This window comes from Coleofasciculus sp., from assembly GCF_046565525.1.
In the GTDB taxonomy this organism is placed as follows: domain Bacteria; phylum Cyanobacteriota; class Cyanobacteriia; order Cyanobacteriales; family Coleofasciculaceae; genus Coleofasciculus.
Genome location: NZ_JBKHUP010000020.1, coordinates 1 through 13,046, shown reverse-complemented (window position 1 = coordinate 13,046; position 13,046 = coordinate 1). Strand labels below are relative to the sequence as shown.

At 49.9% G+C, this 13,046-nt stretch carries 10 protein-coding genes; 3 read left to right on the top strand and 7 right to left on the bottom strand.

Translation table 11 applies throughout. From position 1 onward, the window contains the following. Positions 1–260: 260 nt before the first annotated feature. From ACLGGO_RS09480 to ACLGGO_RS09460, 5 genes are all read right to left on the bottom strand, one after another. Complete coding sequence (locus ACLGGO_RS09480; RefSeq protein WP_446419114.1) at positions 261–500, bottom strand: microcyclamide/patellamide family RiPP; 240 nt, start codon at positions 498–500, stop codon at positions 261–263. Positions 501–713: 213 nt separating this feature from the next. Continuing rightward, entirely contained in the window at positions 714–3,047 is a 2,334-nt protein-coding gene (locus ACLGGO_RS09475; RefSeq protein ID WP_446419113.1) for a TOMM precursor leader peptide-binding protein, read from the bottom strand. 243 nt (positions 3,048–3,290) lie between these two features. Further along, positions 3,291–3,506 (bottom strand): cyanobactin biosynthesis PatC/TenC/TruC family protein, encoded by a 216-nt coding sequence (locus ACLGGO_RS09470; RefSeq protein ID WP_446419112.1) that lies wholly within the window; start codon positions 3,504–3,506, stop codon positions 3,291–3,293. Between the two features lie 250 nt (positions 3,507–3,756). Continuing rightward, positions 3,757–3,993, bottom strand: a complete 237-nt coding sequence (locus tag ACLGGO_RS09465) for a cyanobactin biosynthesis system PatB/AcyB/McaB family protein (RefSeq protein ID WP_446354951.1) — start codon at positions 3,991–3,993, stop codon at positions 3,757–3,759. A gap of 348 nt (positions 3,994–4,341) precedes the next feature. Further along, complete coding sequence (locus ACLGGO_RS09460; protein WP_446419111.1) at positions 4,342–6,339, bottom strand: S8 family peptidase; 1,998 nt, start codon at positions 6,337–6,339, stop codon at positions 4,342–4,344. 1,093 nt (positions 6,340–7,432) lie between these two features. On the opposite strand from ACLGGO_RS09460, the gene ACLGGO_RS09455 reads away from it, so the two are divergent. Next, complete coding sequence (locus ACLGGO_RS09455; RefSeq protein WP_446338295.1) at positions 7,433–7,588, top strand: hypothetical protein; 156 nt, start codon at positions 7,433–7,435, stop codon at positions 7,586–7,588. A 75-nt stretch (positions 7,589–7,663) separates the two neighbouring features. Here ACLGGO_RS09455 and ACLGGO_RS09450 read toward each other — a convergent pair whose 3' ends face one another. Further along, positions 7,664–8,875, bottom strand: a complete 1,212-nt coding sequence (locus ACLGGO_RS09450) for an aspartate aminotransferase (RefSeq protein WP_446419110.1) — start codon at positions 8,873–8,875, stop codon at positions 7,664–7,666. A 359-nt stretch (positions 8,876–9,234) separates the two neighbouring features. On the opposite strand from ACLGGO_RS09450, the gene der reads away from it, so the two are divergent. Further along, positions 9,235–10,620 carry a ribosome biogenesis GTPase Der gene (gene der, locus ACLGGO_RS09445; RefSeq protein WP_446338297.1) on the top strand — a complete coding sequence of 462 codons (1,386 nt, stop codon included), beginning with the start codon at positions 9,235–9,237 and terminating at the stop codon, positions 10,618–10,620. A 63-nt stretch (positions 10,621–10,683) separates the two neighbouring features. Further along, positions 10,684–11,688, top strand: coding sequence for an energy-coupling factor transporter transmembrane component T family protein (locus ACLGGO_RS09440; protein ID WP_446419109.1), 1,005 nt, complete (start codon positions 10,684–10,686; stop codon positions 11,686–11,688). Between the two features lie 322 nt (positions 11,689–12,010). Here ACLGGO_RS09440 and ACLGGO_RS09435 read toward each other — a convergent pair whose 3' ends face one another. Next, positions 12,011–12,910 (bottom strand): sugar phosphate nucleotidyltransferase, encoded by a 900-nt coding sequence (locus ACLGGO_RS09435; protein WP_446419108.1) that lies wholly within the window; start codon positions 12,908–12,910, stop codon positions 12,011–12,013. Positions 12,911–13,046: the final 136 nt, after the last annotated feature.

The window sequence follows — 13,046 nt, the reverse complement described above, 5'->3', positions numbered from 1 at the left end:
ATTGCCTCACTATCATTTTTGTTGCTAATCTCAATAGAGTGCCTAACTCTAAAAAAGAGTAAGGATTGCCTTGCGATCAGCCCAAAGACTTAAAAGAAGACGAGGTAGATGAAGAAAGCTAACAAAACTCAGGATCAAGTAAAGTTTTGAGCGCAATTCAACATCTTTAACCTCGTCAACAACGCACAGTCTAGGAAATCACGGCGATGGCAACTGGAGGTTAACTCTCGTGCCACTCAAGTGATCTAAACCGTATATCCTTATTCGTAGGCGCACGCACATGCAGTTGCAGACGCTTCCGCACCATCGTAGGCGCACGCACATGCAGTTGCAGACGCTTCCGCACCATCGTAGGCGCACGCACATATACTTGCAGACGCACCTACACCAGCATCACCGAGAGCTTCCTCGGAGAGTTCAGCCAAGTAGCTGGGGAGTTTACCCGTGGTGGTACGGAACACGGGCTTGCCTTGTTGGGGCAGAATGTTTTTCTTATCCATTGAGTAATCCTCATGTTGTTGTTTACTTTATTAACCCGTTAGGGTGGGTTAGTCCCCTTCCACCTTTCGGCGAAGCTTGTTAGTTGGCACCTGGTTTGAAGGGAATGATCAGTTGCCAATCAAATTCTTAAATATTTGGTGGATGCCAATTTTCAGCCACCCAAATTCGGCGTGATGTGGCAAGATGGGAGGCGCTAAAGCGCTCACTACGAACTAAAACGGTATCGTCATCGGGTTCATCTCTGCTTCAGCCAGGGGCACCGTTCGCCACCCCAGCTTCACTGGCACGTCATAGAGTCGCCCTGAACCCAACCGCAACCATAAGCCTCGCATTCCCGGTATAATCACCTTGACCACATTCAACCCGATATCCGGTCGTGTCTGGTCTAGCACCAGGGTTTCTAGCCCTACCCCTTGGGCAATCTCTACACAAGTCATCACATCGGTATAGATGTCATCACTCCAGCGTTTGGGGTAATCCTGGGCAGTCTTCAGCGGCTGGGATGCATCTGGAACTAAACAGGGATGACTAGCTCGAGTCACTTGTAGCAGCCAGTCTTTCGACTCACCCTGAAGCTTATCGTCAGGAATTTTGTCCAGTTCCAGCCCAATTTGATTCACCTCAGTCAGGGCGCGAAGAATGGCAATTTTCGGGTCAAGGTGAGCGCCAAAGCCAATCGCGATTCGCTCTGTTCCCACCGTGCGATAGGACAAACCCGCAAATGCCGGAATCCCCGTGTCCGCCGTCAAATCCAGCACCCAGATTTCCCGGTTCTGTTTTCGGTAGAACTGCTGCAACTGGATAAAATACGGCTCATCAAAGCTGCTCAAATCTACCCCAGGGCGGATCAATTGGTTGTACCACCACAGCGCTACACTGTCGCGCTCCACCAATTCCAGAAACCCTTGCAAAATTGCCTCTTCCAAGGTATTGCCTGTAGCATTCCCATTGGAATCCGCCTTACAGAAGCGCTCGGCGTCTGGCATGGGGTAGAGGTAGTAGCAAAAGGCAGTGGGGAGATATTTGTGCTGCTGCTGTGTCAACGACCAAACTGGTGTCCAGTCAATCGCTTGACTTGCATCAAACCGATTAGGAATCCAGCGATAGGCGGCGGCTGAACCCTGGGCATTTAACTCGTCCCGATTGGCATATTGCGCCTCACTAAAGCACAAACACCGCTCAGGATGAATCGCCAAGTCTCTCAACTCAGCCAGGGTAGCCCGTTTCCGGGGTTCATCTCCCTGAAAGATCCCCGAATACCGTTCCACTGCCTCACACAACCCACTCGCCCGGGATTGGCTATCAGTTTTACCCTTACCGGAACTCTTGTGTTTCAATGTATTCCGTAGTCCCCGTAGGGAGGTGGCACTGCCGAAGCTATGCCCTGCCTTGTAAGTATGAACCAAGGGATTCGCGGGGTCAGAAATCCGCACCAGTTCCGTCACCACCCCCGTCACGGGACTAATTAAATGCTGGTATCTCTGCACCGTCTGTTCTGGGGTAGTGGCGCGATGACCGCCATCGCTGGTGAACTGCTTGGGGCGCGACTCTAGTTTGAGCGGCTCAAACCCCCGCCGTTGCAAGATTTTGGGGTCTCCACAGGTGGGACATTGGGGACGCTTAATCAGGATATGGCGTTTCAACTCCAGAATTGTCTGGTTGAACGTGATAATCGTACCCTCTAGGGTGGGGAAGCCTGCCGTTTCCGATGTCGTGGTATTGATATAGTGCTTAACCACCCACTTGGCAATCTCCGTCGCCGCCAACTGTAACCCCGTTTGCCGAGTCGAGGGCAGCGTCGCCCGTGCTGTGGGAAAGCAACCCAGCATCCCCTGCCCATTCTCACCATTACGCTGCTGTTGTGCCTGTTTTTGCCGCAACACCGAGGACTCCACTTCCCGGTTGCCCCGGAGAGGATGGGCAAGACAGTGCCAACACCCCGTCTTCCCCGGCACAAACACAGGACCCAGCCACAGGACACTACCCACCGGCTTCACGAGCAGCCAGGGTTGCTGACGCTCTAAAGCCTGCTGGTTAATCGTCGCCAGTTCCGGTTGCAAATAGTCATCGGTTAAGACAACATTCAGTGCCGTTGGCGAACCCGCGTCTGTGGCAGTTGCCACGGAAATGCCCACGTCCCCCAGCGCGGCTTTCAGCGCCGCCACCGTCACCTCACTAATAGCCTGACCCACCGTTGTCAGCGTCACCGACTGCCGTAGCCCCTGTTCCGCCACAGGCGGGGCAATCCCTAACTCACTCCAAAATGCCGCCACCTCTGAAGATAGCTCCGGCGCCGCTTCGGTGAGATACCCCTTCTCTGCCAAGCGATTTAGCACATAGTCGATGTAGTCTGGGGGGACTTCCCCATCCAGCTTTTGGACAATCTGCTCGATAGTGTATTGCCCATTTAACAGGGGCAGAATCTGGCAATAGAGTTGTCCGGTGAGGGCGTGATTGCCCTGTTCACCCAGGAGATACACCTGCTTCGGCTCGATGATCTCCACATGGAAGTGGGGCTTAATTTGGGGCAGTGTAGTGGATTCCATAGCGCGAACAGTCAGTAATGAAGTGTGAGTGCAAGAAGGCAGAAGGTGGAAAAGGTAAGGAAGGTGGGGCTGACTTTTCACCGTATGTGGCACAAGGTGAGTGTGAATTGTGTAGGGGCGGGTTTCACCACTATCTTTTCGGTTGCAACCCTAAGTAACTAAACCCGCCCCGACTCAGCCAAAACCTTTGATATCCCGTAGGGTGGGCATTGCCCACCAGCCTCATCTAAGCGTGCCATTCGGTTAAGCCCAGATACGCCCCCGGCGGAAAGACTTGGATTTGCTCCCGGATTTTTTTGCCTCCTCCCTAGCGTAGTCCCACCAATAGGAGTAGTCTTGCAGTCCGGTCATCGACGTTGGCACGTAGGACTTTGGGGGTTCAGGCGTAGGCTTCTCGTTGGCTGGAGGGGCTTCTGGCGCCTGATCTTCAGATGGTTGACTGGTCGATTTCTTGCTCATGTTAATCTCCTTATAGATAGGGGTCTGGCTACCACAGATGATTCTGACTTTTCACGGGAAGTCGTCAAACCTGAGTCGGGGCGGGTTTAGTTACATCCGGGTGTCACCGAAAAGATAGTCGTGAAACCCGCCCCTACGCAATGGAACACTCACATTGCGCCAGATTGGGTGAAAAGTCAGAACTATCCCTAGGTTTCAGCCGCCACGGTGCTTGCTTTTGGACGTGCTAAACTTTCAAACCATTAACCGATTAAAAGAAGCTTCCCATTCCGCCAAAGCCACCCCAGCCTGAGCTGGCACTTGAGTGCATCACTTGGTTAAAACTGCGGTTGGCATAGGCGGCAGGATCGTTATAGTTAGCGCCATGGAGCAAATCCATGCGAATATGCACTAAATCTTCGAGCCGACCATTTTCCACATCCACGCATAGTGCTGGCTGGACGAAATGGGGTCGTTTGACCGGGGGAGACAATACAGGTAGTCGCATGGTTGAAAATCCTCCACATTTAACGTATAGAGTGAACAGCGGTGTAGGGTTCGGCATTTATCGTCGGGACACGGCACTGCCTATTGGTGTCAACGTAAGGTTAAAAGCGTTCCTTGTGAGACGTTGAATCTCGTCAAATCTCCTTTTAACCCCCCTTAGTCCCCCCTTATTAAGGGGGGAAATCAAAGCCGTTCTTTTTCCCTTCCGGTTCCCTCCCCTTTAAAAGGGGAGGGTTAGGGTGGGGTGATATCAAGCTATTGCTTTCTTTTTTAGCTTAAGTTGACAACAATGAGTACTGCCGTACCCCTACAACAATAAGCCCAACCCTCACCCAAATTTGGCTGTCCCTTAGTAAGGGGAAGACCAGGAACGGACTTCGCCCAAGGTAACCGGAACCAGGTCACTTACATCAATCGTAAATCGGAAAATCTTCTTGGCTCGACGATTATTTTCCGGGTCGAAGAATTTCAGCTTCACATCCCAACAGTCACTATCCAGACGACAGAAGGGACTTTTCTCTACGGTGACACTATCGAGTTCCATCCCCACAGCAACGGCTTGGCTGAAGGTTTGCGCCGCTTGGAAGGCGTTGGTAACAGCGAAGTTGAGGGCGCGGTCTTGGGAGGTGGTACCCAAGTTGCGGAGATCGTAGTAGATGCGGTTGAGGAAGCCATCCAACGTCTGACGGATGCGATCTTCGTCGGCAGTCCCAGGTTCAGTTTGTACGGCTTCCATCGCCGCACTCACCAAGTTGTTCACCTTCCAGCCGTAAATGCCTCGGGTTCCCAGAGGTTCAATCACCGGGATAACTTGACCGGAAAAGAGCTTAACCGTGCGCTTGGTTAAAATACCCGGAATGCTGACCCGCTCCACGTATTCAGCATCATTTTCAGCTTGGATTTGACCCGCCAAAAGTTCCTGGAGGGCGCGGTAGGCATCGGCAGCAAACGGACCCGTGGGCGCGATCGCATAAACTGGAGTCAGTTCAATATTAAGCGTCCAAATCAGCGATCGCGCTTCCGACATATTATCTCCCAGATAGTCCACCATCTGGCGGGCATCGTAGGGGTTTGCCGGCACCATCGTCCCCTGAAAGTCAAAGGGTGGCATCAGTTGCTTAAATGAGTCCCGACGGGCTTCTGTGCCGAAGTCATAGCCTAGAGTTCCCAAAACATAGACGACTTCACCGAGAGAGGGGATCTCGCTGGGGGCTTCGCTGGCAGTAACGGAATGAGCAGTAAGATTTGGCATAGTGGGCATAGCAGGGGGTTGGGGTACAGAATTCATCAGGTTTTGCAGGTTGGGAGTATTTGTGGGCATTGCCCCTGGGGGTGAAGACGGGGCTGGCTCAGCGCTTGGGGCTTCCGTCCCACTCGTCAATCCCCCCCCACAACCGCAACCTGCGCCTTCCACGCCTGCTGCATCAACGGTGGCTGCATCAACGGCTGATGCAAGTTCCTCTGGCATAGTTCCTCCTGTTAGTAACGTTACAGCTCCAGATATGTTGAGTTTGCCCGCCAGACACCGCTCGGCATCAGGGGGCAGGTCAAAGTCGCAGGGCAATGCACTCTGCAACAACACTTGACGCACTCTTTGGGGGTCAGGGGTTTCCCCCCGTTCCCGTTGCAGACTTAGCAGCAGTGCCGCCACCCCCGACACAATCGGCGTGGCAAAGCTCGTACCACTCAGCGTCTGAGTTCCCCCACCGGGTTTTGCCCCCAAGACATCTTTGCCGAGGGCAAGGATGCCTTGGGTTTTATAGGTGTCACCCCAGTTACTAAAGTCCAAGGGCTTGCCGTTGGCATCCATGGCGCCAACAGCCAGGGCAGCGGGCAGGGCAGCGGGGACATGGAGACATTCGCAACCATTGTTACCCGCCGCCGCCACCAGCAAGACATTTTGCTGCTCACATAAGCGCACCGCATTCTCCAGCCAGCCATCGGCTTCCCCAAAATCCGTGAGTTGACCCCCACTAATGTTGATGACGTGCGCTCCGGCGTTCACTGCCCGCTCAATGCCCCGCGCCAAGTCTAACTGCGATACACGGCGGCGACTATCGGAAAAGATGGGGACAATCACCCCTTTGCATTGCGGTGCAATCCCGGTCACCGGACTCCCCGGTTGACCCAAGATAATGCTGGAAACATGAGTACCGTGAACCGACATATTGCCATCGGGATGAGCCTCCTCATTCACCAGAGACGGCAAGCGCGTCAGGGCTTTGTCGGCAAAGCAGGGATGGGTTTGGTCAACCGGTCCATCCAACACGGCAATGCAAATATCCTTGTCACCCTGGGTCATCGCCATCAACTCCGGCAATGCGGGTATCGCCAAAACAGCAGACATAAATCAGTTAAGTCGGTGGGGACAATTAAAGTGAACGGTGGGGATCGTCATTTGTCATACTCGCTACCCTTGAGAAGCAACCTAAGTCATTTGTATTTGAGGGCTATTTACACAACTAATATAGGTGGGTTTATTTTTATCAACCTATTTAGTTAGTTCGGTCGCCCCACACCCCCTAAACGACTCGGATAGATTGAATATAAACTGTCAACGCCATTGGCGCTTAAAGGTCTTTAACTAGCTATTATTTGGCTATTTTAACCAGTACTTCTGGTATTGTTTTTTAGTTATCATTTATCTTTTTTTTGACAGGATTGAATTTCATATACTTTTTATAGCATCTCTAAATATCCTTGACAACCTTTTGAGTTATTAAAAAAAATTATATATCGACAGATAGTGATAGCTTAGCGACTTGAAACCCAAGCCTAGTCTTGATCGCGTTCTTAAATTACTACAACCGATTGAAGATTTATATATCTATAAATTCCATTTGAGTTGTACAGATCCATCTAACCCACAAAACCCAAATTTATAAGCTGAAAAGCTTGATTTACAGGCTTTTTCACGCCTATTCAGCATCAAAACCTACCCTCTCTTATTTGTACAAATGATTTAGATAAACATTCTTCAATTTCTTTAAAACTATGGAATCATTAATGGCAACTTCATCTGAGTTGTCTAACTTATATAGAAAACCCCTAAAAACCCATCACAATTTTGGACATAGGAACAAGAAATTCCTTGTCAGCAATGAGTTACTCAAACGGCAATAACCGTGAGTTGATTGAGGGCTTGGTCACCAAGCCCCTACGGTGGCTTGCTCGCCTCTTGAATAATGCATTCCGAGCGCGTTGGCGAAGCCTGTTCCTTCAGAACGTATCGCACCTTAAACCCGCAAAAAACACCAACTTGTCAGTTGAATACGCCATTGATTGTGTAGACATGGCACAAAACAAATGCGGCACTGACCAGCGAAGTCACAACTATCATACTTGAGTACGATGATTGTTGTGCTAGTGGGTGATATTCGTGAATTGTCTCATAAGTCGGTTCACTTGACCCCTACAACCGTTCATTTTTGTAATAAAACTTGACACTCGTTGTCATTCGTCATTTAGTCGGGGCGGGTTTAGTTACTTATGGGTGCAACGGAAACGATAGCTGTCAAACCCGCCCCTACGACTGTCATCACTCTACATGGCTTCCCCATCTTCTCGATGGGGATTGGGCGAAGCATTCGCGTTGAGATGTGAATAGAAAACCGATAGATTTGGGCGCGAATGCGAGAGCCCCTACGAATACCCCATCTCCCTCATCTTCTCTACCCCCCTCCAGATGCTACAGGTTCGGCTTGATAGCGAATCCCGGCTTGCTTGAGACGTCGCAATACCTCAGCCAAGCGATCGCACTCAGCAATCAAACTTACCCGCACATACCCTTCACCGCCGACACCAAAGGCATTTCCCGGCGTTACCACCACACCCGTTTGCTGCAAGACATCCAATGCAAAATCCGTTGAATTGTGACCCGATGGACAAGGAACCCATAAATACATCGTCGCCTTTGATTTGGGAATCTTCCACCCCAATTCAGCTAACCCTTGAATCAAAAAATCTCGGCGGCGACAGTACCGTTCTTGTACCTGATGCACATAACTATCTGGTAAATCCAATGCCGTTTCTGCGGCTGTTTGTAATACGGCAAAAATTCCGTAATCTAAATTCGTCTTTAACGTCCGTAATCCTTGAATAATATGGCGATTTCCGACAACAAATCCCACCCGCCAACCTGCCATATTATAAGTTTTTGATAACGTATGAAATTCCACGCCAATTTCCTTCGCGCCAGGAATTTCTAATAAACTCGTCGGTTGATAGCCATCAAATGCCAGTTCCGCGTAACATAGATCATGCACCAACAGAATCGAGTAACGACGGGCAAAGGCAACAATCTCCTCAAAAAACTCACGGGGAGCCGTCGCCGTTGTCGGATTACTCGGATAGTTAAAATAGAGAATCTTTGCCCGTTCGGCAATCTCGTCAGGAATAGCGGCTAAATCAATTAGCCAATCATTTTCCGCCTTGAGAATCATACTGTGAATTTCTGCCCCAGCAATCAGGGGACCTCGGAAATGAGCCGGATAAGCTGGACTCGGCACTAAGACCAAATCCCCTGGATTGACATAAGCTAGGGCAAGGTGAGTCAATCCTTCCTTAGAACCCAACAGGGGTAGGGCTTCACTATCGGGATCGAGAGTAACCTGATAGCGGCGGTGATACCAACTGGTAATGGCTCGGCGAAAATTCGCTGTGCCTTCAAAGGGGGGATAGCCGTGGTTACTCGGATAATTTAGGGCTTTGATGGCTGCTTCAATAACTGGTGCAGGTGCTGAACCGTCAGGATTCCCCATCCCTAAATCAATTAAATCCAACCCTTGCTCACGGGCACGGGCTTTGAGTTCATCCAAACGAGCAAACACATAGGGGGGCAGTGCGCTCAGACGCTTTGCTGGGGTAATCCAATCTAAGTTCATTTAAAAATGCAGCCTTCCTAAACTAGAAAATTATATCGGCATTATCGGGAAATTGCCCAAGCTCCCAGAACTTTAGCCCCTAGAACATCGGTTTAATAATCCTTGTGCCGGTTTCGAGACTTCCGGTGAAAAGTCAGCTATTAGTAGCTAATTTCCTCGCCGTCCACAAGTTTACCAAAACGCAAAAGATGAATAAGACTCATCACGTTGTCCATAAGCTTGATGACATTCTTGAAGGTCGAATAGCGAGTCTTTTACCAACGATGACCAATGAACATCTCCCCTGTCACTACCCCTAACCTCGCTACAATAAGAAGACTGAAGCATAACGCTTCCTATAAGTAAGGGGGATAAGGACGATGGTTTTGCCAGTAGTTGCTGTAATCGGACGCCCTAATGTGGGCAAATCAACCCTTGTCAATCGGTTGGCAGGGGTGATGGATGCGATTGTCCATGATCAACCGGGAGTCACGCGCGATCGCACCTATCGTCCAGCCTTCTGGCAAGACCGCGATTACGTGGTTGTAGACACGGGGGGCCTGGTTTTTGATGATGATACCGAATTTTTGCCCCTGATTCGAGAACAGGCAATGGCAGCCCTGAGCGAAGCCAGTGCCGCTATATTAGTGGTCGATGGTCAAATGGGTTCCACCGCCGCCGATCACGCGATCGCAGATTGGCTACGCCATCACCCTGTCCCCGTTGTCCTGGCTGTAAACAAGTGTGAATCCCCCCAACAAGGACTGATCCAAGCCGCTGAGTTTTGGGAACTTGGTTTAGGCGAACCCTTTCCCGTCTCCGCGATTCACGGTGGAGGCACCGGGGAACTCCTGGATCAACTGATTACCTATTTGCCCACGGTGGGAATGCTTCCCGACACCTCAGAAATCAACGTCGCTATTGTCGGGCGTCCGAATGTGGGTAAGTCCAGCCTATTAAATGCCCTAACCGGAGAAAAACGCGCGATCGTCAGTGCCATTTCCGGTACTACCCGCGATGCTATTGATATGGTCGTCGAACGCCCCGGTAATCCAGAAACTGGGAGTGCACCCCAAACCTATCGTCTCATTGATACGGCAGGGATTCGCCGGAAGAAAAATGTCGAATATGGACCGGAATTTTTTGGCATTAATCGAGCCTTCAAAGCCATTCGCCGTTCCGATGTGGTTCTGTTCGTTGTTGATGCCCTAGATGGTGTCACCGAACAAGACCAAAAACTAGCCGGACGCATTGCTGAAGACGGACGGGCGGCGGTGATTTTGGTAAATAAATGGGATGCGGTTGAAAAAGATACCTATACGATCTACGAACAGGAAAAACTGATTCAAGACCGCCTCTACTTTATCGAATGGGCGCCAATGATTTTTGTCAGCGCCTTGACGGGAAAACGAGTAGACAAAATTCTGGATTTAGTGGATAGTGTCGCCGAACAACACCAGCGCCGCGTCAGTACGTCTGTGATTAATGAAGTCCTCCAAGAAGCCATTAATTGGCATTCACCTCCCACCAACCGCCAAGGGCGCCAAGGCAAAATTTACTACGGTACTCAGGTCAAAAGTAAACCGCCAACGATTGCCCTATTTGTCAATGATCCGAAACGGTTTAACGACAACTATCGCCGCTATATTGAGCGTCAATTTCGTCAACAACTGGGTTTTATAGGTACACCTTTGCGTCTGTTATGGCGTGGGAAGAAAGTCCGCGAGGTTGAAAGCAGCAATGCTAATCGAGCAATTCGGGTTTAATTGTCTTTTGTCCTATAAATATTCCTCAAACCCGTCCAAATGACGAATGACAAATGACCAACCATGGACTTACTGCGATCGCTCCCGTTAGGGCTATACCTGGAACAACCTGTAACTTGGCTACATCACCTGGATTCTCGGGTAAAATTCATTTGGTTAATGAGCTTTTTGGCAGTACCCTTATTAGCTAATCCCTATTGCCGTTTGGCAGTTGTTGTGCTGCTCATTTTGCTGACCCTCTCAGCCGCTATTCCGTTGCGGGTTTGGCGTCAGCAAATGGGTTGGCTGCTGATGCTATCGGTATTTGTATTTATTCTCACCGCGATCGCACCCGATGGATTGGCGGTTGATCATCAGCCTCGGCTTCCTGAGGCGGACATTATCGTGGCTGAGTCTGCTGAAACCTCCGTGCAGGCATCGTCTCAATCCAGACCCTGGTATAATCCCTTTGGTATCGGGCGGGAATCGGTTCGGGAGGCTTCTTTTAGTGAAACACTTATCCTGACCAATTTACCCCAACCGACGGACTACAGCTACATTCTCCTAGAAGCAGGTCCGGTGACGATTACCCGTCGCTCATTAGATCTGGCGGTTCGGGTGAGTACGGTAATTTTTACCTTAATTTATAGTACCAATCTTTACTTGCTCACCACCGCCCCAGAAGAAATTACCGCCGGGTTAGAAAGCCTCATGCTCCCCTTACGGCGTCTGAATATTCCGGTTACAGAAATTGCCCTGACGTTAACCTTATCCTTGCGTTTTATTCCCTTAGTTTTGGAAGAAGTCCAAAATTTAGTCCGTTCGATTCGGACTCGTGCGATTAACTGGAAAAAGTTAGGGGTTCGCCGCAGCGCCCAAGTTTGGATTATGGTAACGGAACGGTTATTAGAAAATCTACTCATGCGAGCCGATCAAATTGCTAAAGCCATGACGGTGCGCGGCTTTACCAGCCCTAACCAGCATCGCGTCCAATGGCACCAGCTTCGTTTACACTGGGGTGACTGGATCGCGATCGCGAGTTTAGCGCCGTTTTGGGTAGCCCGGTTGATTTGGGGAGGAATGGGATGATGGAGGATTTGTAGGGGCGGGTTTTACAGATAACTTATGGCTACACACTGATAACTTAACTAAACCCGCCCCTTGCCCCCCTTTGAAAGGTGGGTAAAAGAAGGGGAACTTTTCTCTTGTTTATTGTACCTGCACGCATTCGCTGTAGGGGCGCATCGACATGCGCCCTCCGTATCGACATGCTACTATCAAGACTTAGAAATTGAGGATATTCGTGCTTGCTTGGGTTATGCGATCGCACTGTTTGTAGTAGGCACTAAAGTGCCTTAAAATTAGGTTCATAAGGAATGAATGGCTCGCATCCCTTACTACAAACTACGAACTACGAACAGCGATAATCCTGACCAAAATTAATCAGGGTTTCTCGATAAAATTCTGGCATTCCGGTATCAAAATATCGCCCTTTGACCCAATATCCAATCAATTCCTCGTCTTGGCGTAAGGTATCCAAACAAGTGGTTAACTGAAATTCACCCTTATAGCGCCGATTCTGGTTAATACTATCAGCGAGAATATCAAAGATTTTCGGCTTGAGTACATACATGCCAAAAATCCCCAAAAACTTATCCTCCGCCATCCCTTCCACACGCAGATGCGATCGCGCATAATCTAGATCGGGTTTTTCACAGACTTGTGTCACCGCTAAAACTGAATTAACCTCCTGCCAAACTCCCGCCACACAACCCGCTTTATGAATAATCTCGGCAGACATTTCTGTCAAACCAATTACACTTTGACCCATTTTTTCATAAATCTCTAGCACCTGACGAGTACAGGGAATCTCTGTATCCGAGACATACAGATGATCGCCGAGTAACAGTAAAAATGGCTCTGGATTCACCCAATCTTTGGCACAGAATACCGCATGACCGTAGCCTTCTTGCTCCGCTTGGGTCAAAATAGTAATACGCCCTCCCAACTCTTGCAAATACTGACAATACTCCTGATTTTCATCAGAGAGTTTGTCCCAGAGTTCTTGTTTAGGGGGAGTTTTAAAGAACGCCTCAAAAATGGCGCGATCGCTCGGTTGCACCACAATCCCGATTTCTTCGATACCGCCACGCCTTGCTTCCTCCACAATCGCCAAAATCACTGGCTTAGTTCGCCCATCGCGATCGATAATAGGAAACAGTTCTTTCTTCACAACCTTTGTGGCTGGAAATAGACGAGTGCCAAATCCGGCGGCGGGAATTACAGCTTTACGAACAATCTGGCTGGACATGATCTAAAGTATGAATTATGAATCAACGTATCGCGGGAGTCCCCACCCTCAGCGTTAGCAGGGTGGGGAGGGATAGCGGATTGCCGGAGGAACGAAGGCAATCAACCCTTCGACTTCGCTCAGGGTTAATCTTGAG